Annotated in this window: 18 protein-coding genes and 2 pseudogenes; 15 read left to right on the top strand and 5 right to left on the bottom strand. The window is 72.3% G+C overall.

The window, feature by feature from the left end:
* Positions 1-116: 116 nt before the first annotated feature.
* Positions 117-989, top strand: a complete 873-nt coding sequence (locus tag CXR04_RS04375) for a universal stress protein (protein ID WP_101420577.1) — start codon at positions 117-119, stop codon at positions 987-989.
* A 30-nt stretch (positions 990-1,019) separates the two neighbouring features.
* Here the strand turns inward: CXR04_RS04375 and CXR04_RS04370 are convergent, their stop codons facing one another.
* On the bottom strand, positions 1,020-1,925 hold the full coding sequence (locus CXR04_RS04370; protein ID WP_101420576.1) for a peptidoglycan recognition protein family protein: 906 nt from the start codon (positions 1,923-1,925) through the stop codon (positions 1,020-1,022).
* Positions 1,926-2,010: 85 nt separating this feature from the next.
* On the opposite strand from CXR04_RS04370, the gene CXR04_RS04365 reads away from it, so the two are divergent.
* Positions 2,011-2,376 carry a S8 family serine peptidase gene (locus tag CXR04_RS04365; RefSeq protein ID WP_442802354.1) on the top strand — a complete coding sequence of 122 codons (366 nt, stop codon included), beginning with the start codon at positions 2,011-2,013 and terminating at the stop codon, positions 2,374-2,376.
* A gap of 159 nt (positions 2,377-2,535) precedes the next feature.
* Positions 2,536-3,108 carry a GNAT family N-acetyltransferase gene (locus CXR04_RS04360; protein WP_199850388.1) on the top strand — a complete coding sequence of 191 codons (573 nt, stop codon included), beginning with the start codon at positions 2,536-2,538 and terminating at the stop codon, positions 3,106-3,108.
* Between the two features lie 313 nt (positions 3,109-3,421).
* Here CXR04_RS04360 and CXR04_RS35540 read toward each other — a convergent pair whose 3' ends face one another.
* Complete coding sequence (locus CXR04_RS35540; protein ID WP_234380054.1) at positions 3,422-4,453, bottom strand: hypothetical protein; 1,032 nt, start codon at positions 4,451-4,453, stop codon at positions 3,422-3,424.
* A 263-nt stretch (positions 4,454-4,716) separates the two neighbouring features.
* Between CXR04_RS35540 and CXR04_RS04350 the strand changes: the two are divergent.
* The 6 genes and pseudogenes from CXR04_RS04350 to CXR04_RS04325 all read left to right on the top strand — a co-directional run.
* Positions 4,717-5,121 (top strand): annotated as a pseudogene (locus CXR04_RS04350) (alpha-L-fucosidase); the annotation flags it as partial.
* A gap of 114 nt (positions 5,122-5,235) precedes the next feature.
* Positions 5,236-6,687 carry a WGR domain-containing protein gene (locus tag CXR04_RS04345; protein WP_101420574.1) on the top strand — a complete coding sequence of 484 codons (1,452 nt, stop codon included), beginning with the start codon at positions 5,236-5,238 and terminating at the stop codon, positions 6,685-6,687.
* Positions 6,688-7,203: 516 nt separating this feature from the next.
* Positions 7,204-7,950: a ScbR family autoregulator-binding transcription factor gene (locus CXR04_RS04340; protein ID WP_101420573.1), complete on the top strand. Its 747-nt coding sequence runs from the start codon at positions 7,204-7,206 to the stop codon at positions 7,948-7,950.
* Between the two features lie 154 nt (positions 7,951-8,104).
* Positions 8,105-8,299, top strand: a complete 195-nt coding sequence (locus CXR04_RS04335) for an acyl-CoA carboxylase subunit epsilon (RefSeq protein WP_101420572.1) — start codon at positions 8,105-8,107, stop codon at positions 8,297-8,299.
* A gap of 11 nt (positions 8,300-8,310) precedes the next feature.
* Positions 8,311-9,909: an acyl-CoA carboxylase subunit beta gene (locus CXR04_RS04330; protein WP_442802353.1), complete on the top strand. Its 1,599-nt coding sequence runs from the start codon at positions 8,311-8,313 to the stop codon at positions 9,907-9,909.
* A gap of 223 nt (positions 9,910-10,132) precedes the next feature.
* Positions 10,133-10,960 carry an AfsR/SARP family transcriptional regulator gene (locus CXR04_RS04325; protein ID WP_101420571.1) on the top strand — a complete coding sequence of 276 codons (828 nt, stop codon included), beginning with the start codon at positions 10,133-10,135 and terminating at the stop codon, positions 10,958-10,960.
* A 57-nt stretch (positions 10,961-11,017) separates the two neighbouring features.
* Here the strand turns inward: CXR04_RS04325 and CXR04_RS04320 are convergent, their stop codons facing one another.
* Complete coding sequence (locus CXR04_RS04320) at positions 11,018-12,013, bottom strand: AfsR/SARP family transcriptional regulator (protein ID WP_101420570.1); 996 nt, start codon at positions 12,011-12,013, stop codon at positions 11,018-11,020.
* 399 nt (positions 12,014-12,412) lie between these two features.
* Between CXR04_RS04320 and CXR04_RS04315 the strand changes: the two genes are divergently transcribed.
* Positions 12,413-13,237 (top strand): AfsR/SARP family transcriptional regulator, encoded by an 825-nt coding sequence (locus CXR04_RS04315; RefSeq protein ID WP_101420569.1) that lies wholly within the window; start codon positions 12,413-12,415, stop codon positions 13,235-13,237.
* A 132-nt stretch (positions 13,238-13,369) separates the two neighbouring features.
* Here CXR04_RS04315 and CXR04_RS04310 read toward each other — a convergent pair whose 3' ends face one another.
* The gene (locus CXR04_RS04310; protein ID WP_159072257.1) at positions 13,370-13,603 is read right to left on the bottom strand and encodes a DUF6059 family protein; all 234 of its coding nucleotides are present in this window, start codon (positions 13,601-13,603) and stop codon (positions 13,370-13,372) included.
* Between the two features lie 212 nt (positions 13,604-13,815).
* Here CXR04_RS04310 and CXR04_RS04305 point away from each other — a divergent pair, with 212 nt between their 5' ends.
* The 4 genes from CXR04_RS04305 to CXR04_RS04290 are packed head-to-tail and all read left to right on the top strand — an operon-like array spanning position 13,816 to position 17,364.
* Positions 13,816-14,772 carry an aromatase/cyclase gene (locus CXR04_RS04305; protein ID WP_101420567.1) on the top strand — a complete coding sequence of 319 codons (957 nt, stop codon included), beginning with the start codon at positions 13,816-13,818 and terminating at the stop codon, positions 14,770-14,772.
* A complete protein-coding gene (locus tag CXR04_RS04300) occupies positions 14,769-15,824 on the top strand; it encodes an acyl-CoA dehydrogenase family protein (RefSeq protein WP_101420566.1) in 1,056 nt (351 codons plus the stop codon). The genes CXR04_RS04305 and CXR04_RS04300 overlap by 4 nt, the downstream gene beginning before the upstream one ends.
* Before the next feature lie 2 nt (positions 15,825-15,826).
* On the top strand, positions 15,827-16,906 hold the full coding sequence (locus tag CXR04_RS04295) for a 4'-phosphopantetheinyl transferase family protein (RefSeq protein ID WP_101420565.1): 1,080 nt from the start codon (positions 15,827-15,829) through the stop codon (positions 16,904-16,906).
* 2 nt (positions 16,907-16,908) lie between these two features.
* A complete protein-coding gene (locus CXR04_RS04290) occupies positions 16,909-17,364 on the top strand; it encodes a pyridoxamine 5'-phosphate oxidase family protein (RefSeq protein WP_101420564.1) in 456 nt (151 codons plus the stop codon).
* A gap of 60 nt (positions 17,365-17,424) precedes the next feature.
* Here CXR04_RS04290 and CXR04_RS04285 read toward each other — a convergent pair whose 3' ends face one another.
* Positions 17,425-17,880, bottom strand: a complete 456-nt coding sequence (locus CXR04_RS04285; RefSeq protein ID WP_101420563.1) for a nuclear transport factor 2 family protein — start codon at positions 17,878-17,880, stop codon at positions 17,425-17,427.
* A 177-nt stretch (positions 17,881-18,057) separates the two neighbouring features.
* On the opposite strand from CXR04_RS04285, the pseudogene CXR04_RS04280 reads away from it, so the two are divergent.
* A pseudogene (locus tag CXR04_RS04280) lies at positions 18,058-19,517 on the top strand (FAD-dependent monooxygenase).
* Positions 19,518-19,542 lie beyond the last annotated feature (25 nt).

The following is a 19,542-nucleotide window of genomic DNA, read 5'->3' as shown; positions in this document are numbered from 1 at the left end:
GTTCGCAGCCGGGACGAGCGGCCCCTCCACCGGCCACCCGCCGCGGCGGACGCTGGAGAGGAACGCTGCGGCGCCCGCCCGCCACCGGCAGGCCCCGAAGAAAGGATGTGAGGGCGATGGCACATCCCGTGGTCGTCGGCACCGACGGCTCGCACCACAGTTCGCAAGCCATCGACCTGGCGGCCGACGAGGCGGCGCGGCACGGTGTTCCGCTGCGGGTCGTGTTCGCCTCACTCTGGGAGAGGTACGAATCGGTGGTCCCCGACATCACCGAGGTTGAGCGCCCGCCCTTCGAGGTTCTCGCCGAGAACATCGTCGCGTCCGGTGCGGAGCGGGCGGAGAGGCGTCAACCGGACCTGAAGGTGACCAGCCGGGTACTGTCCGACGAGCCGGCCACCGCGCTCACGGAGGAGAGCCACCAGGCGTTCGCCGTCGTGACGGGCTCCCGCGGCCGGGGCGGTGCCGCAGCGCTGCTGCTCGGCTCGGTGAGCCTCGCGGTGGCCGCCCGGGCCACCTGCCCCGTCATCGTGGTGCGCGGCGACGAGAAGACGTGGGACGACCGCTCCCGTCCCGTCGTCCTGGGCGTGAGCGAGCTGGCCGAAGGCCAGGCCGCCACCGATTTCGCCTTCCGCGAGGCGGCCGCACGGCACAGTCCCCTGCTGGCGGTACGGGCCTGGCGGTGCCCCGTGTTCGAGCCGGGAGGCCATCTCGGGCACGGCTCGGTAGCGCTCTACGAGGAGAATGCCTCGACGACCGTCACCGATGTCCTGGACGAGCCACGACGCGCTCACCCGGAGGTCGGGATACAGCGCCGCGTCGCCGAGGGCCCGGCTCACCACGTGCTCATGGGCGCCTCAGCGGAAGCCGGGCTGGTCGTACTCGGCGCGCCGCGCCGACGGGGGCACGCGGGGCTCCGGTTGGGGCGTGTGACGCACGCGCTCCTGCACAGCTCCACGTGCCCGGTCGCCGTGGTCCCCGAGAGGCACTGACGACACAGCGGTCAGGTGAACGGCGGCTCCTCAGGCGCCTCCGTCGGCGCCCCCGAGGCGGGCGTGGCTGCCGGGAGCCCGCTGCGCCCGGCCCTTTGCCTTCTTGCTTCCGGCCCGTCCGCCGTCCTTCTTGACCAGCACTTTCGCCTTGCTCTGCACCTGGGCCGCCGCCTTTCTGAGGGTGGGCAGCAGCCGTACGAGCGATTCCCCCGGGCACTTCGTCTCGTACGCGTCGATATGGCCGAGGACGGCCGGCACCGAGACGGAGCCCTCCTCGGCGAACCGGCTGTTGCTGTTGGTGGAGACGACCTGGCTGCGGGCGGTGGGGGAGATCCCGGTGAGACCGAGCTTCCAGGCGATGAGCACCGCGAGGGACTTCTGCAGCGGCTTCGGTACGGGCACGCCCTCCGGGTACGTGCCGATGACGGCGATTCCGGTCGTGCCCCGGTTGAGGCCGAGGGTGTGCGCCCCGACCACCGCGCGGCCCGCACCGCCCAGCCGGCCCTCATAGACCGTGCCGCACCGGTCGACCAGGAAGTTGTAGCCGAGGTCTCCCCAGCCCTTGCCGACGGCGTGTTCCTCGTACATGTCGCGTACGAAGCCAGGGCTTTCCGCGCAGTCGTAGTCGTTGAAGTGGCCGGTGTGGTGGATGACCACGGCGTGCACGGAGTCCGCGTAGCGCGGCTTCTGGTCGAGGAGCCGCGGATCGGCGCCCCACTGCTTGCGGCCGACGATGGCGGGCCGCAGCGCCTTGGCCGGGGCGTACGGATCGGCCGCGGCCTTCGGCTTCCGCTCGCCGGCATCCGGGGCGGCGGCGAAGGGCAGCGTCCCGGTGAGGGCCAGCACGGCGAGGACGGCAGCGACCACGGCTCCGGCGCCGGTGACCGCCCAGCGCAGGGGGCGCCGGGGGGTGTGGGAACCGCACACGCCTCTCATATTCTTCCAGCCTGGCGGCTCCCCGCCCGGCGCGCCCGCTGGACTGCTCTGTACGGAGGCTCCCGCCCCGCGGGCCGCGGCCGGGGTGACGAAGGTCTGGCTCGACGGCCGGCTCGAAGCCGACGCACTCGACTGGAACCTCGGCATGATCGGCGCCCCCGAGGCGTGGGGCGCCGGGCTGAGCGGCGCGGGTGTCGACGTCGCCGTGCTCGACTCCGGCGTCGACGCCGGCCACCGCGACCTGCGCGGACAGGTCGCCGCCGCCGCGGACTTCACCGGCAGCGGCGCCACCGGCGACCCCCACGGCCACGGCACCCACGTGGCCTCCATCGCCGCCGCCCCCGGGGTGTGGCTGCGCGCGGGTGACGCCGTGTCCGTACGGGCCGAGGGGTCGGTCGCCGGGGGCCGGGCGATCGACCAGACGATCATCGACGCCTACCCCGTGCGCTGAGGCGCAACGGGTACGGCGACGGTGGCGGGGGCCGCTGCGTGACCGGTGGGGCGCAGCGGCCCCCGGACGCCCCGTGGGCGTCCGCGTGGCGGCGTTTGCCCGGATCGCCCGCGGAAATTCGGTGCGCTGCCCGCCCCGTGAGGACGCAAGATGGTCCGCATGACTCTGGCCACTCCCACCCTGCACACCGCCCGGCTGCGCCTGCGCCCCTTCACCGGCGCCGACGCGGATCCCCTCTTCGCGCTGCACAGCAGCACCCACGTGATGCGCTACTGGGACTCCCCGCCGTGGACCGAACCCGCCCGCGCCGGGGTCTTCCTCGCGAGGTGCCGGACGATAGCGGAGGAAGGCACCGGGGCGCGGCTGGCCATCGACCGCGCTGCCGACGGCGCCTTCGTCGGCTGGTGCGGTCTGACCGCATTCGACGCGGACCACCGCAGCGCGTCGTTGGGCTACTGCCTCGACCCGGCGATGTGGGGCCACGGCTACGCGACGGAAGCGGCACACGCCGTGCTGCGGTGGGCGTTCGACACCCTGGACCTGAACCGGGTCCAGGCCGAGGCCGATACGCGCAACGACGCTTCCGCCCGGGTGCTGGAGAAGGTCGGATTCGTCCGTGAGGGGACCCTGCGGGAGGACTGCGTCGTGAACGGCGAGGTCTCCGACTCGTGGGTGTTCGGCCTGATCAGACGAGACTGGCGGCCGTCGGCCGGGCCGGCCGCGGCCGGCTGAGAGGGCGCCGCAGAACTCGTCCCCGTGGCCGGGCAACGCGGATCGGGCGCCGTGCACCCGGGCCGAGTCCGCGCCGAGCAGCCCGTACGCCTCCACCCAGGTCCACTCCGCCCCGGCGGGCAGCGGCACGTGCTCCAACTGCGTACGGGCCAGGCCGGCCTGGATCTCCAGAGCACGGAGGAGAGCCTGCCGCAGCGGCATCGGCCCGCGCGAGGACGGCACTGGCTTTGTTCACGAGAAGGGACAGCAGATGTCCACCAGCTCGGGAGGCACTTGAGGGCTCACCAAATCGAACACCAACTGGTCCCGGAAGTCACTTCGCGTAAACAGGTGCCTGGCCGCTCGAACGGGTCCGGAGCCAGTATGAGCGGGCTGCGACGGCCAGTGCGACCCCGTACACAGCGAACGCCATCATGCCGGCCCAGCCAACCAGCAGCGCGTCCCCCGAGGTCGGGAAGTCACCCTTCCGCATCGTTACCACGCCAGCCGTGGCCAGGACGCAGTAGGCGAGCCCGAGCACCCCGTATGGAGCGAGGGTGGCAGCACCGACCAGGGCCGGGGCCAGCGGGAGCCAGCGCGGAACTCGTCGACCGTGCAGGAGTGGCAACCAGCGTGGAAAGACCTGGCCCCAGGGGCGGAGCAGGCCCCAGAGCAGGAAGACGCCGAGAACGGCCAACAATACGGTGGCGTCCAGGCCCCAGGACTCAAGGGTGAGCCAGATTTCCGAAGCACCGTTGCGCTCGGAGATCGCGAGCATCTCATCCTTGCTTACCCCGGCGAAGGTGCCTCCCCATGCCCAGTACAACTTCATCGCGGCGTATGGGAGGAAGGCCACGGTCCCCGCGCAGGCCACGAGCTGTGTGCGTGGGGTGGCACAGGACGATGCCGGCGCGATGGCCCCGCGGGACGGTTGACGGTGTGAGCGGGCGGTTGCCATGAGCAACAGTGCCCCTACGGCTGCGAACAACCGGTTCGTGGCGGCTGCCCAACTGTCTACGCCTTCACCGAACATCAGTGTGATGACGTCCATGAGGAGGCTGAATGCGCCGACGACAGCCAGTCCACAGGCCACCCACACCAGCGCCCGCAGCACCGGCCGGGGCCCATACCGCACCACCGCCCCACTGGCAAGGGCCGCTAGTCCTCCCAAGCCCACATTCGCCCAGTCGAGCGCGGGCGACACCCTGCCGCTGCCGCCGTACAGCGGCAGCCCGCTGAGCAGGCACACGAGGCCGAACGCGGCGTACGCCACCCCCCAGAGCGCCGAGACGGAGGCCACCCAGCGCGGCCATCCGTGTAACCCCTTGCGCCACAGCATCTTCAGTGTCCGTCCGTCATCGGCCATGCTGCGAGCATCGCGCGGACCGCGGCAACGCGGCATCGACCGCCGGACCGATCCGTATCCCCTTGCAGGGGGAGTGATCGTAGGACTCAGGTCGCAGTCACCGAGCGCCACAGCAAAACGAACCGTCCATAGGAGATCCTGCCGATCAGTGAGTTCGTGTTCCGGGTACGCGGCAACAGTGCTGTCTCTTGTCGTGAACTCGAACAGACACCGACCGCAGTGCCTCCCGACGTGGTGAACATCTGCTGTCCGTTCTCCTGAACAGAGCCAACGGCACCATCCCCGAGGAGGAGGTGGCGCGGCTGGAAGGGCTCGGCGCCTGGATCACCAGGCACGAGGAAGCGGTGTACGGCACGACCGCGGGCCTGCCGGCCGGTCACCACTACGGGGCGAGCACCGTGTCGGCGGACCGGCGCACGCTCTACCTCTTCTGCTACGACCCGCCGCGCGAGGCGGTCGCCGTCCGGGGCCTGCGGACGGCGGTCGAGCGGGTACGCGTCGTGGGCAGCGGGGCCGAACTGGCCCACGAGGCCGTCGGGGGACCCGGCGCGCCGGGCATCACGTGGATCAGCGCCCCGGCCGCCGCCGACACCGACGCGTCCGCGACCGTCCTGGCCGTGGAACTCGCGGGCGAACTCGACCTCTACCGGGGGCCGGGACGGGACTGACGGCCCGTCATCCGCCCCCGGCCGGCGGCGCCGGCGATGTCAGTGCCCCCTCCTAATATGCGCAGTGGTGGGCCCGCTGGAACGGGGCGGGCCCAGCTCGCGGAGGGGACTGCCATGGCTGCCGGTTCTGGGGTGTCGACGACGTATCTGGAGCTGTCGCAAGACGGCGGCGGGGCGCACAAGTTCTACGAGGTGCGTGTCGACGGCCTGACCGTGATGGTGCGTTACGGGCGCATAGGGGCCGCCGGGCAGACGCAGCGGACGACCTTCGCCACGGAGGGGAAGGCGAAGGCGGCCGCCGCGAAGAAGGTGGGGGAGAAGGTCCGCAAGGGGTACGCGCCCGCTGTGCGGGGGCAGCGGGCCCCGCGCGCGGTGACCCGGCGCTCGGTGGCCTCGGCGCCGTCCACGGCGCGCGCGGTGGCCCCCGTGCTGTGGCGGTTCCGCACGGGCTCCTCGGCCTTCGGTATCCATGTCGACGACGAGCGCTGCTGGGTGGGCAACCAGGCGGGCGATGTCTACACGCTGGACCACGACGGCGGCGTCCTCGCCAGGTTCGGGCTGCCGGACGGTGTGAAGTGCCTGGTCGCCGACGACTTCTGGATCTACGCGGGGTGCGACGACGGCCGGGTCTACGACCTGTCGTCGAAGCTGCCGTTCGCCGCGTACGACATCGCGGCGGACGTCGACATCTTCTGGCTGGACATCCACGAGGGCGTGCTGAACGTCTCGGACCGGGCGGGACAGCTCACGGTCATCGACCACGAGGACGAGCACCAGTGGGCCCGCCGGAGCCGGGGGGAGCACGCCTGGCTCGTCCGCGCCGACGAGCGGGCCGTCTACCACGGCCACCACCGGGGCGTCACCGCCTACGCGCCCGACGGCAGCGGCGAGTTGTGGCACACGGCCACCCGGGGCGGCGTCCTGTTCGGCTGGCAGGAGGACGACGCCGTGTACGCGGGCACCGCGCACCACGCCGTGCAGCGGCTGTCGAAGACCACCGGCGCGATCGAGGCCACGTACCCCTGCGACAGCGCGGTGTACTCGTGTGCCACCTCGCCCGGCGGGCGGTTCGTCTTCGCGGGGGACTCGCAGTCCTCCGTCTACTGCTTCGACCGGGACGGCGCCCGGCTCTGGAAGCTCGGCACGGGCGGCGGCTCCGCGCTGTCGATGCAGTACCGCGACGAGCGGCTGTACCTGGTGACCACGGACGGCTCGCTGGTGTGCGTGGACGCGAGCGAGGCGGCCGTCTCCGCGGCGGAGCAGGGGACGGTGCCGGTGGCCCGGGACGTCAAGCTCGACGCGGCGCTGCCGACGTACGCACCGGCCACGGCCGTGGCCGCGGTGGACACCGTCGCCCACGCCCCCGCCGGCACCGTCGTCGTGGAGTGCGTACGGGACAGTGGCCGGGTGCGGGTGCACGTGGTGTCCGAGGGCTACCACCCGTCCTGGAACGTCCAGTTCCCGCGCGCGATACGCGAGCCCGGCGCGCGCTACGTCGTGGACGCCCTGCACGCGGCGGCCGGCGGCTTCTACCGGGTCCGGGGTGAGATCCGCCGGCTGCTGTGACGCGGGCGGGCGCCGCCTCCTTGCGGACCGGACCCGGAAAGCATTCGGCGTCCGGCCAGCCTTGAGCCGTTCGCCGGCGGGGACTTGCCGAATCGGTCCGCGCGAATTGGCGCGCGCGGGGCCGGGCCTGGGCGGCCGGAGGCTGTACCCGTGGCCTGAATACGCTGGCAATGGCGCCGTACGAGTGGACGGGCGCTGGATGTGACATGAGCAAGCGATTACCGGCCCGAGTTTGGGCAGGAATTTGCCCGGACTTTGCCCTGTCCTGGCCGGGTGAGCGCGGTGCGCGGTGCCGCCCGCTGGACCGGCGTACGGGCCGGTCCCGGTCAGTTGAGGACAAGCGGCCACGTTTGTGACCGGTCCGTGTGGGATGATCGGAACTCTTCCCGCAACGGGCGGCGGGCTCGCGGCAATCGTGGATGTGCGTTCTGGGGCGTAGGCGCGAATCCCTGGTTCCGGCGGCGTCGTCCCCGGTCCCGGACGTGTCCGGGCCAACGACCCCCCCAGGAGGTCCTCGTGGCGCGCCAGGAGCGAGCGATCCGCACCCGGGCTCAGATCCTCACTGCGGCCGCGTCCGTCTTCGGAGAGCGTGGGTACGAAGCCGCGACCGTCAGTGAGATATTGGCCAGGGCCGGCGTCACGAAAGGCGCCCTGTACTTTCACTTTCCGTCGAAGCGCGCGCTCGCCGAGGGCGTGCTGGCCGAGCAGTTGAACGACATAGACACGCCGGCCACGGAGTACCGCACCCAGGAAGTCATCGATACGGGCCTGGCGCTCGCCTATCGCGTACGCCGGGATCCGGTCATCAGCGCGCGTGCCTGGCTGTCCCTCGGTCAGGAGATGCAGCGGCTGTTCGGCGGCGGCGTCATCCCCGCGTGGCTGGCGGAAACGCGCCGCCTCCTGGAACAGGCCAAGGAGGAAGGCGAATTGCTTCCCCACATCACGCCTGCCGAAACCGCCTGGGTCGTCTCCGCCTGCTGGACCGGAGTGCAGGTCTATTCGGCCACCCTGTCGAACGGCGACGACCTGGAGGAGAAGGTGTCGCTGCTCTTCGCCCATCTGCTGCCGTTCATCGCCGCCCCGCACGTCCTCGGGAAGCTCGACTACCGGGCCGAGCGGGCGGGGGAGGTCGTCGCCGAGATGAACCGCCGCTACGCGGAGCTGGCCGCCAGGGAGGCGGCGGGCGACACCGGGGCCGTCCAGCGCCTCCGGGGTCGCGGGGAGGCCGGGGAGCCGGGGGACGGCCTCGCCGCGGGTGCGTGAGCGACCGGTGGCGCGGTAGCGGCGCGCCCGTCCGCTGGACCCGCGCTCGTGTCCCGTTGGAGGCCCGGTGCGTCCGAGGCGGCGTCGAGCGGGAGCCCACCCGTGCTGCACCGACGGCACCGAACGTGGCGGGAGGACCTCAAGGAGGTGGCCCGTGCGTGACCGGGACGCGGTGACGGTCGAGCGGGGCTCGGCGGACGCGGCGGAACTCGCCGCGCTCACGGTCGCCCTGCTGTCGAGACTGTGCACCGGGGCCGGGCTCTCCGGCGAGTACGTGCCGCACTCCGCGGCCGGCTGGCGCCGGTGGGAGCGCGCCGCCGCCTATCGCGCTCCGCACAGTTGGCAGTGAGGGGACATCTGATGACGACCGTCCAGGAACCGGTGCCGGCGCGACTCGGTACCGAGACCGGAGTCGCCTGCGAACGGATGCAGCAGTACCGCCGGATCCGTGCCCAGGCCCATGCGGGGCCGAGTGAGCGGGCGACTGCGGCGCAGAGGGCGAAGGGGAAGCTCACTGCGCGGGAGCGGATCGACCTGTTGCTGGATGAGGGGTCGTTCAATGAGGTGGAGCCGTTGCGGCGGCACCGTGCTTCGGGTTTCGGGCTGGAGGCGAAGCGGCCGTACACGGATGGTGTGATCACGGGTTGGGGGGCGGTGCACGGGCGGACGGTGTTCGTCTATGCGCATGACTTCCGGATCTTCGGTGGTGCGTTGGGTGAGGCGCATGCGGAGAAGATCCACAAGATCATGGACAAGGCGATTTCTGCGGGTGCGCCGCTGGTGTCGTTGAATGATGGTGCGGGTGCGCGTATTCAGGAGGGTGTCTCGGCGCTGGCCGGCTATGGGGGGATTTTCCAGCGCAACACCCGTGCGTCGGGTGTGATTCCGCAGATTTCGGTGATGCTGGGGCCGTGTGCGGGTGGTGCTGCGTACAGTCCGGCGTTGACGGATTTCGTGTTCATGGTGCGTGAGACGTCGCAGATGTTCATCACGGGTCCGGATGTGGTCAAGGCGGTGACGGGTGAGGAGATCACTCAGAACGGTCTGGGTGGTGCGGATGTGCATGCGGGGACTTCGGGGGTGTGTCACTTCGCGTATGACGACGAGGTGACGTGTCTGGAGGAGGTGCGGTACCTGCTGTCGATGCTGCCGCAGAACAACCGGGAGAACCCGCCGGGGGTCACTGCCGAGGATCCGGCGGACAGGTCCGGCGATGTGCTGCTGGATCTGGTGCCGGCGGATGGGAACCGGCCGTATGACATGCGCAGGGTGATCGAGGAGCTCGTCGATGACGGTGAGTACCTTGAGGTGCATGAGTGCTGGGCGACGAATCTGATCTGTGCGCTCACCCGGCTGGACGGTCAGGTGGTGGGTATCGTCGCCAGCCAGCCGCAGTCCCTCGCGGGTGTGCTGGATATCGAGGCGTCCGAGAAGGGTGCCCGCTTTGTCCAGATGTGCGATGCTTTCAATATTCCGATCGTCACCCTGCTCGACGTCCCGGGCTTCCTGCCCGGGGTGGACCAGGAGCACGGCGGGATCATCAGGCACGGGGCGAAGCTGCTGTACGCGTACTGCAACGCCACCGTGCCGCGGATCTCGGTGGTGCTGCGGAAGGCGTACGGCGGCGCGTACATCGTGATGGACAGCCAGTCCATCGGTGCTGACCTGACGTATGCCTGGCCGACCAACGAGATCGCGGTGATGGGTGCGGAGGGCGCGGCGAACGTGATCTTCCGGCGCGACATCGCGGCCGCGGACGACCCCGACGCCAAGCGGGCGGACATGGTCAAGCAGTACAAGGCCGAGCTGATGCACCCGTACTACGCGGCCGAACGCGGCCTCGTCGACGACGTCATCGACCCCGCCGACACCCGCCGGGTGCTGATCCGCTCATTGGCCATGTTGCGTACGAAACATGCGAATCTCTCCGCACGTAAACACGGCAACCCGCCCATGTAGTGCGGAACATCACATGTCACCAAAGAGCGGCGCCTTCCCCGGGCGCCGCAGCTCAACGCGGCTATCGCCAAGGGTGACAGTTTTGTCGACACGGTGATGCATTGACAAACAGACCGCTCCGTATCTTTAATCGAGTGATTCGCGTCACGGTGCACACTGTGATCAGGGGCAGCAGTGGACACGGGGCACGTCAAGCGTGGTCCGCTGCACAAATGGGGGAGCGATGAACATCGAAGTGCTTGGTCCGTTAACAGTGCACATACGGGGGAAAGTCGTTCTCCCGACGGCACCCAAACCGAGGAAGCTGCTCGCCATGCTGGCGCTGCGGGCCGACCGGATGGTGCCGATACCGGTCCTGATCGATGAGCTCTGGGGCGAGAACCCGCCGCGGAGCGCCCGCACCACCATGCAGACGTACGTCCTTCAGCTTCGCGAACTCATCGGGGAGGCGCTGGAGCTGGGCGGCCGCGACCGTGCGGCCGCCAAGGACGTCCTGGTCACCCTGCCGGGCGGGTACCGGCTGGAGACCGGCGGCGGAAGCGTCGACTTCCGCGAGTTCGACCGCCGGGTGGTCGCCGGCTACCGCGCGTTCGACGCGGAGGACTTCCACGCAGCCGCGCGGCTGCTGCGCAGCGCGCTCTCGCTGTGGACGGCGCCCGCCCTCGCGGACGTCCAGTCGGGCCCGTACATCCGGATGGAGATCAACCGCCTGGAGGAGGCGCGCCTGTGCGCGCTCGACCGGCGGATGGAGGTCGACCTGCGCCTCGGCCGGCACCGGGAGGTCCTCTCGGAGCTGACGCTGCTCGTCAACCAGCACCGCACGCACGAGAGCCTGCACCGGCAGTTCATGCTGGCGCTCCACCGCTGCGGGCGGCGCGGCGAGGCGCTCAGCGCCTACCAGCGGCTGCGCGCCACGCTCGTGGAGGAGCTGGGCCTGGAGCCCTCGCCCCAACTGCAGCGGCTGCAGCGGGCCATCCTCACCTCGCGGGGGACGCAGTCCCCGGGGCGCGGGATGGTCAAGAAGCCGGTGGCGCCGGCCCGGCACGGATGACCAATGGTGTCCGCGAGCCGCTCGTCGCGCCTGCGGGCCGCGGCGGGCGGCCGTCGGTCAACGGCTGCCTGCGGGGCGGGCGGCGAGCTGGTCGAAGCGCTGGAGCAGCGCCTGATGGTCGCGGGTGAGCCGGTCGAGGTGACGCCGCAGGCGGGCGATCTCACCGTGCAGGGCGCGGTCACCGCCGTCCGCCGGCGCCGCGGCGTCCGTACGCGCACCGGGGTCCCGCGCGTCGAGGAGGGGCCCCATCGCGACGGCGAGCCGCCCCGGGTGCCCGGCGCAGTCCGGCAGATCGAGCGCCGGGTCGTGGTCGAGCACCGCGCTGAGCCGGCCGCGGAGCGCGGGCCCCGGCTCGATGCCCAGTTCCTGGGCGAGCCGGGCGCGTGCCCTGTCGTACACGCTCAGCGCGTCGGCCTGCCGGCCGCAGCGGTAGAGCGCCACCATCAGCAGGTCGTAGAAGCGTTCCCGCAGCGGGTGGTGGACCGTCAGCTCGGTCAGCTCGCCCGTGATCTCGTGGTGCCGCCTGGTCCGCAGGCACGCCTCGTACAGCGCCTCCAGCGCCACGAGCCGCGCCTCCTCCAACTGCGCCACCTCGCCTGCGCACATGTCGAGCGGCGCCCCCTCCAGTACGGGACCCCGCCAGAGCGCCAGCGCCCGCCGCAGCAGCCGGGCGGCCCGTTCGGGATCGCGGTCCAGGAGTGAGCGACCCTCCAGCGCGGCCCGCCGGAAGCGGCCCGCGTCCGTCGCCGCCCCGCCGAGGCGCAGCGCGTAGCCCGCCGCGCAGGTGGTGATCCACTCCTGCTGCGGCTCGTCGGGGCGGGAGGGGGGCAGGAGCCGGCGCAGCCGGCGGATGTGGGCCTGGAGGGCGTTGGCCTTGTTGGCGGGCGGGGTCTGGGCCCAGAGCTCTTCGATGAGCCGGCGGGCCCCCACCGTCCGGTTCGCCTTCGTGATGAGCGCACCGAGCAGCGCGCGCTGCTTGGCTCCGCTCGGCACGATGCGCAGACCGGTGCGCTCGTCGTGGACCTCCACGGAGCCCAGGATGCGAAACTCCATCGCTTTTACTCCTTGCCCCTTGGGCTCGAACCGGAACGGATGCTCCTGCGAAAACGCTCTGGTGGCAGAACTGATCGAGTTCTTCGCGGTGTTTATCCAACGAGGATCTTAGAGCCCCGAGAAGGCCGCGGCTTGTCTGCTCAAGCGGCTTCCAGGGTGTTGTGTAATGAGGCTCAAGTCTGCGGAGGTGATGATTCCTGAGTTCTGGGCCAAGGGAATTGGAGAGCCGCTTGAAGAGCGATCCAGGGGCAATGGGGGGAAGCCGGGATGGTTGTTAACGTGCTTCCTGCCATGGCTCGGGCGGAAGAGCGTCGGAGTCCCACGATGCGACAAAATCGACATCAACGGCCGGCTGCCTGTCCGGAAACGGCGGCGGCCGGGTGAGGTACGGAGGCAACCGTGCGCATGAAGGTTTTGGGTCCGCTGAACGCCGAGGTCAACGGGTCATCCGTGGTACCCACGGCCAGCAAGCCTCGTCAGATCCTGGCACTGCTCGCCCTTTATCCGGGGCGGGTTGTTCCGGTATCGACACTCATGGAGGAGATCTGGGGTACGAAACTGCCGGCGAGCGCGATGACGACACTGCAGACCTACATCCTCCAGCTCCGCAGACGCCTCGGCACCGCGATGGGCCCCGATGCTCCCGGGACGGCGAAGGACATCCTCGCCACCCGGTACGGGGGTTACGTCCTGCAGATACCGCCTGAACGGGTCGACTTCTACGAGTACGAACGCCTCGTGGCGGCCGGCCAGCGGGCCGTCGAGGAGCACGGCGACGACCGGGAGGCGGCCGAGCTGTTCCGGCGCGGCCTGGACCTGTGGGACGGCTCCGCCCTCGTCGACATCCGGGTGGGCCCGGTCCTGGAGATCGAGGTGACCCGGCTGGAGGAGAGCCGGCTGGTGACGCGGGAGCGGTGCATCGACGCCGACCTGCGGCTGGGCCGGCATATCGAGCTGATCGCCGAACTCACCGATCTGGTCGCCCGCTACCCGCAGCACGAGGGGCTGCACTCCCAGGCGATGGTTGCCCTCTACCGATCGGGCCGCCAGGCATCCGCGCTGGAGATCTACCGCCGGCTGCGCCGCCGGCTGATCGAGGACCTGGGCGTCGAGCCGTCACCCCAGCTCCAGCGCCTGCACCACGCCATGCTGTCCGTCGACCCGCAGCTCGACGTCGCCGCGGGTCCCCGCCGGACATCCACCTTCGACCTGTACGCCGTCTGACGTCCGTACGCCGTCCGAAGTCACCCGCCGCCCCGGCCCGTACGAGCCGCCGCGCCGGTGCCGCCGTGAGCGCACCGCACGGCGAGCCGCCCGGCCACCGGGGCCTCCGAGACCCCCCACCCGCCGCTGCCGCTAGGGCCGCCGGTTCAGCTCGTGCTCGATGGCCTGCTCCAGCGGGGTGAGGGCCATGCCGGGGCAGAGCCGTTCCGGATGGCCCGCCGGTGGCCCTTCCGGCTCCGCCGGCCGCTGCTCCGGGGCGGTTCCGGGCTGCCGGATCGCGCCCGTGTAGTGCGTGCCGAAGGCCACCAGGCAGCGGTACAGCTCCCGCGCCACGCACTTCCCGAGGGCTCGCACGAAGGCTCGCATGGCGGCGCCCACCCCTCCTTCCCTCGTCGGCCGGGCCGGTCGTCCTTATGTACCCGTCCGTACGTACCCGTCATCGGCACGTACACCCTCGGCGAGCCGGGTCGAGCGCCCTTCGAAGCCGCCTCAAGCGCCGCGCCGCAGGCTGGGCCGACGACGCGAGCGGAACCCGAGCCGGGCGAGAGCTGGTCGCCGGCCCAGGAAAGGGGCACCAGATGCCGACGAGCGGCGTGCACCGCACCTGCCAGCGGATGGAGGTGGCGTCTCCCGCGGGCGTGGTCTACGGCCTCATCGCCGACGCGGGGCGGTGGCCGATCTTCTTCCCGCACCACATCCACGTGGAGCAACTCGCCTTCGACGGCGGCGTGCAGCGGCTGCGGATGTGGGTGAGCGCCGCGGGCGAGATCAGGTCGTGGCACCTCGTCCGCTCGCTCGACGCGGTACGCAGGCGGGTCGAGTTCCGGCTGGAGTTGCAGGCGGAGCCGGTCAGCGCGGTCGTCGGAAGCTGGAGCGTCGAGCCGCTCGGCTCCGGGCGGGCCCGGGTGGCGCTGCGGCACCACTTCTTCGTCGCCGGGGACGCGGCCGACGACATCGCCTGGGTGGTGCGGGCGATGGACGACACCAGCAGGGTCGAGCTGGCGCAGCTCAAGTCGCTCGCCGCCCGCTGGACCCGCCTCGACGACCTCGTGCTCACCTGCGAGGACTCCGTCCACGTCAACGGCCCGGTGGAGCGCGTCTACGACTTCTTCTACCGCGTGGGGCACTGGCCGCGGCGGGTCCCGCACATCTCCCAGGTGCGGTTGCGGGAGCGGCAGCCCGGCATCCAGACGATGGCCATGGACATCCGCGCGCCGGACGGCAGGATGCGCCGCTCGCAGTCGGTGCGCCTCGGCTTCCCGCACGCGGGGCGGATCGTCTACAAGGACACCGCGATGCCGTCGCTGATGGCCGCGCACACCGGCGAGTGGTCGATCGAGCCGGAGATCCACGGCGTACGGGTCGTCTCCCACCACAAGGTGGTGCTCCAGGAGGACGTCGCCCGCTCCCTCGACGGCACCAGGACCGGACTCGCGGCCGTCAGACGGCGCGTGAGGGAACGGCTGGGGCGCAGCAGCGTCGCCGCGATGAACCTGGCGAAGAGGCACGCGGAGAGCGCGGTCCGGCCTCGGTGACCGGCAGCCCGTCCACCCCGACCCCGCCGGCCGGCCCGGCGGCGGACCGCGCCGCCCGGCTGGAGGCGCTGCTCGGCGACCCCCGGGAGCCGGACAACCCGCACGCGCGCGCCGCGCTGCTGCGGGCGGACGAGTCCGGCGAACTCCCGGCCGCCACCGAGTCGCTGCTCGGTGCGGTGTCGCTGGCCGCGGAGCTGGTGCCGCGCGCCCTCGGCGGCCGCCTCGACGGGCTCGACGGGCTCGCCGCCGTGCTCCGCCCCCTGGGGCGGCGGCACTTCGGGCTCGGCTGGACCCGGGGCGTGGCGCCGTTCGCCGCCGCGGCGGCGGTGTGGGCGGACGGCACCGAGGCGCAGCGTGCGGCGACGGCGCAACTGCTGCTCGGCGGCGGCCGGATCGCCTCGCTGGCCCGTGTGCCCGCGACCGGTGCGGCGGCGGTACGCGGCGGGCTGCGGGCCCGCCCGGCGGCCGGCGGCTTCGTGCTCAGCGGGCACGGCCCCGCCGTGCCGGAGGCGGACCGGGCTGAGGCGCTCCTCGCGTACGCCCGCACCGGCGGCTCCGCCTCACCCCGGAGCCACTCGGCGCTGCTGCTCGACGTCCGCCGGCTGCCCGCCGAGCGGCTGCGCCGCGGCCCGCGGACGGCGGCGCCGCACGGCCGCTTCGCCCGCGTCGAGCTGGACGCCTGTCCCGTACCGCGGTCGCAGCTCGTCGGGGAGGTGGGCCGCTGCGCGGCGCTGCCCGGCGTCGGCACCGCCGCCCCCGCGCTGCCCGAGGCGCGGCTGCTCGCCGACCGCTACGCCTGGCTGCTCGCCGCCGCGGCCTGCGTGGCCGTGCGGCAGGAGCACGCGGGCCGCTCCTGGCCTGGCGAACCGGCCTGGGCCGTCGTCGCGCTCGGGCGCATCGGCCGCAGGCTGGCTCTGGACGTGCCGCCGCCCGGGGCGCGGACCGTGGAGGCGGTCGTCGCCGAACTGCTGCGGCGCCACCGCCGGTTCCGCAGCTTCGACCTGTACGGCCTCCGCCTCGCCGGCGAGGGCGCGGCGTACGGGAGGCGATAGCCGTGGGCACGGCCGCGATCGCGGCACCGGTGCACCTGCCGGTGCCGGAGTACGCGGACCGCGCGGTCACCCGGCGGCTGGCCCGGGACGGCAGCGTCGTCGTCTTCGCCACCTGGGGCGAGTGGCTGCCCACGGTGCTGACGGTGCCGGGGCTGCGCGGCCTGCTCGGCAGCGACTGGCAGCGCTACCGGCAGCGCCCGCACGGCGCGGTGCGCTACCGGTTCGCCGCGGCCGGGCTGCTGCTGCGGTTCGCGGCCGCCGCCGCGCTGCGCACCGAGCCGGGGGCGCTCGACCTCGCCCGCCGCCCCGGCGGCCGCCCGTACCTGCGCGGTCTGGAGGAGCTGGAGGTGACGATCACGCACTCCGGCGAACTGGTGGCGGCCGGGCTGAGCCGGGTCGGCCGCATCGGCGTGGACGCCGAACCGGTGGACCGGCGGCCGGCCCTGGAGGCCGTACGCTCGCGGATCCTCACCCCGGCGGAGTCCGCGGACCTCGACCGGATGCCGGCGGGCCGGCGGGCCGCGCACCTCCTGCGGCTGTGGACGCTGAAGGAGGCGTACGCGAAGGCCATGGGCCAGGGGCTGCGCATGGACTTCACCGCCTTCGGGTTCGGGCCGCGGGGGGAGTCGCTGCGCCGCCGGAACGGCACCCCCGCGCCGGGCGGCGGCGACTGGGCGTTCGCGACCCACCGGGTGCTGGGACGCTGTCTGCTGAGCGTGGCCAGGCAGGACACCGGCCCCGGCGACGGGCCCGGTGGCGCGGCGGGCACCGGGCTCGACCCGGCCGCGCTGGCCGTCGAGTCGGCGTCCGAGCCGCCTGGGCCGGGGCCCGCGGGGCTGCCCGAGCCCGGTTCCACGGCGCGTCGAGCCGGTTTTCAGGCGCCTCTCCAGCCAGCCCTTAGCGCGGCGCGTGAAGCTGCTGTGACGGCGCGACCGCCGACGGACTCCGAGGAGGGGACCATGGACGAAGAGGATTCCGTGATCCGTCCGACCGACATCCCGCAGCCCGCCCCGATGCTCAGGCTGCCGGGCTGCGACGACGACGATCCGACGGAACCGAACGTGGTACGGGGGATCGACTGACGATGACGCTGTCCCACCGCCCCGAGGCGGCGCGCGGCCAGGAAGGACCCGAGGCCGTGTCGGCGGCCCTGCCCGAGGTCACGCCGGGGGTCGCCGCCTTCCTGACCGCGCCGCACGCCGCCGTGCTCACCACCCTCAGGCAGGACGGGTCCCCGCACCTCGCGCCGGTGCGCTTCACCTGGGACCCCGCCGCGGGCCTCGTCCGGGTGCTCACGGTGCGGACGGCGCGCAAGGCCCGCAACCTGCTGGCCAGTCCGGGGGCGGCGACCGCGCTGTGCCAGGTCGACGGCTTCCGGTGGGTGACCCTGGAGGGCCCGGCCGAGGTCTCGGACCACCCCGCGCGGGTCGGGGAAGGCGTGCGCCGGTACGCCGAGCGCTACTGGTCGGCGCCGCCGAACCCGCCCGGGCGTGTGGTCGTGGAACTGCGGGTCGCGCGGGTGATGAGCCTCAACTGCTAGGCCGGGCCCGGCAGCCAGCGGCCCCCGCCGGCACCGCGAGGGCCGGCCCTCCCGGTGAGGTCAGCTCCCGGGCGGCGTCCCCTCCAGCCAGATGACGGTGAACTCCAGCAGCGTGAGCCGCCACCGGCCGTCGTCCGTGCGCCGGGCCTCGCCGCTCACCCCGGTGCCGGTGACGAAGAGCGGCGGCCGGTCGCCGCCCGGGTGGTGCACGTGGGTGGAGACGAGGTTCGCGCGCAGTCCCGCCACGTTTCCGCGGACGTCCGTCACCACGGGCGAGTGCAGATGCTGGGTGCGCGCGAACGCGGCGAGCGACGCACGGTGCCATTCCGCCATGCCCGGGATGCCCTCGTGCCGGCTCATCGGAAACACCACCGCGGCGTCCTCCGTGAAAAGCCCGCGGACCCAGTCGTCGTCCAGTTCCCCGGTGTCGAGACCGATCAGATAGGCATCCACGAGTCCGGCCACGGCGGTGGCGTCGAGAAATTCGAGAACGGCAGGTGATTCGGTGGAAGTCATGGCACGAGGATGCTGGAGGGAGCCTCTTCGGCCAAGCGTGGATGTGCTTCCTCTGACATTCTTGACGTTCTTCTGTAATTTACTGTCAGAGTTCTGTACTGATTCGTCTTTACCGCTCCCGGGCCGCCTGCCCATACTCGTCTCGACACCAGTGGGAACGACGACAGTTGGGCGACGATGGATAATCATGACGCAGATGTGATCATCGTGGGCGCCGGGCCCACCGGACTCATGCTCGCGGGCGAACTGAGCCTGCACGGAATATCGGTCGCGGTGCTGGAGAAGCTCACCGAGCCCATGCGGCAGTCCCGCGCCCTGGGCTTCTCCGCCCGCACCATCGAGGAATTCGCGCAGCGCGGTCTGCTCGGCCGGCTCGGCGACGTGGACGTCATTCCCGTCGGGCACTTCGGCGGCGTACCGCTCGATTACCGCGTGCTCTCCGGTGGTTCCTACGGCGCCCGCGGAATTCCGCAGTCGCGCACCGAGGCCATGCTGGCGGGCTGGATCGGCGAACGCGGCGTCGAGGTGCGCCGCGGCGTCGAGGCGAGCGGCCTGGCGCAGGACGCGGACGGGGTCACCCTCACCCTCGCGGACGGCGGCAGCCTGCGGGCGCGGTACGTCATCGGCTGCGACGGCGCGCGCAGCGTCGTGCGCACCGCCGCGGGCATCGACTTCCCCGGTACGGAGCCCGCCGTCGAGCTGCGCTTCGCCGACATCTCCGGGGTGCAACTGCGGCCCAGGTTCAGCGGCGAGGCCGTGCCCGGCGGCATGGTGATGGTGCTGCCGCTCGGCCCCGACCGCTGCCGCATCATCTACTACGACCGCCGCGAGCCGCTGCGCACGAGCACCGAGCCCATCACCTTCGCGGAGGTCACCGAGGCGTTCGGGCGGCTGGCCGGTGAGGACATCTCCGGCGCCACCCCGCACTGGGTCAGCTCCACCACCGACGTGAGCCGGCAGGCCGCCGAGTACCGGCGCGGCCGGGTCTTCGTCGCCGGCGACGCCGCCCACATCCACCTGCCGATCGGCGCGCAGGGCATGAGCGCGGGCGTCCAGGACGCCGTCAACCTGGGCTGGAAGCTCGCCCTGGTGCTCCAGGACCGGGCCCCCGACGCGCTGCTCGACACGTACCACGCGGAGCGCCACCCGGTCGGCGCGCGCATCCTCGCCAACACCCTCGCGCAGCGCATCCTCTACCTCGGCGACGACGAAGTCACGCCGCTGCGCGACGTGTTCGCCGAGCTGACCCGGCACGACGAGGTGCAGCGGCACCTGGTCGGCATGGTCACGGGCCTGGACATCAGGCACGACATGGGTCCCGGCGAGCACCCGCTGCTCGGCCGCCGTCTTGAGGACGCCGAGCTGGTCACGGACGGCTCGAAGACCACGGTGTACGAGCTGCTGCGGACCGGCCGCGGCGTGCTGATCGACCTCTCCGGCGGCCCGCGGCTGCGGGCGGCGGCCGGGGCTGGGGCGACCGGGTCGACGTGGTGGCGGCGGAGCCCGGCGAGGGGCTGCCGGAGAGCACCGCGATCCTCGTCCGCCCCGACGGCTACGTCGCCTGGATCGCCGGGACCCGGGAGGGCGCGGGGGGACTCGACGAGGCGCTCGCGCGCTGGTTCGGCCCCGCGGCCTGACCCCCGGGACGTACGGAAACCCACT

This window comes from Streptomyces sp. CMB-StM0423, from assembly GCF_002847285.1.
In the GTDB taxonomy this organism is placed as follows: domain Bacteria; phylum Actinomycetota; class Actinomycetes; order Streptomycetales; family Streptomycetaceae; genus Streptomyces.
The sequence above is the reverse complement of the archived record's forward strand: the minus strand, read 5'-3'. Positions and strand labels throughout refer to the sequence as shown.

Coding starts and splice junctions, on each gene's coding strand:
- CXR04_RS04330 (WP_442802353.1), top strand. CDS start 8,311: ATGACGACCGTCCAGGAACCGGTGCCGGCGCGACTCGGTACCGAGACC.
- CXR04_RS04370 (WP_101420576.1), bottom strand. CDS start 1,925: ATGAGAGGCGTGTGCGGTTCCCACACCCCCCGGCGCCCCCTGCGCTGG.
- CXR04_RS04285 (WP_101420563.1), bottom strand. CDS start 17,880: ATGACTTCCACCGAATCACCTGCCGTTCTCGAATTTCTCGACGCCACC.
- CXR04_RS35540 (WP_234380054.1), bottom strand. CDS start 4,453: ATGGCCGATGACGGACGGACACTGAAGATGCTGTGGCGCAAGGGGTTA.
- CXR04_RS04360 (WP_199850388.1), top strand. CDS start 2,536: ATGACTCTGGCCACTCCCACCCTGCACACCGCCCGGCTGCGCCTGCGC.
- CXR04_RS04345 (WP_101420574.1), top strand. CDS start 5,236: ATGGCTGCCGGTTCTGGGGTGTCGACGACGTATCTGGAGCTGTCGCAA.
- CXR04_RS04305 (WP_101420567.1), top strand. CDS start 13,816: ATGCCGACGAGCGGCGTGCACCGCACCTGCCAGCGGATGGAGGTGGCG.
- CXR04_RS04375 (WP_101420577.1), top strand. CDS start 117: ATGGCACATCCCGTGGTCGTCGGCACCGACGGCTCGCACCACAGTTCG.
- CXR04_RS04310 (WP_159072257.1), bottom strand. CDS start 13,603: ATGCGAGCCTTCGTGCGAGCCCTCGGGAAGTGCGTGGCGCGGGAGCTG.
- CXR04_RS04320 (WP_101420570.1), bottom strand. CDS start 12,013: ATGGAGTTTCGCATCCTGGGCTCCGTGGAGGTCCACGACGAGCGCACC.
- CXR04_RS04290 (WP_101420564.1), top strand. CDS start 16,909: ATGACGCTGTCCCACCGCCCCGAGGCGGCGCGCGGCCAGGAAGGACCC.
- CXR04_RS04325 (WP_101420571.1), top strand. CDS start 10,133: ATGAACATCGAAGTGCTTGGTCCGTTAACAGTGCACATACGGGGGAAA.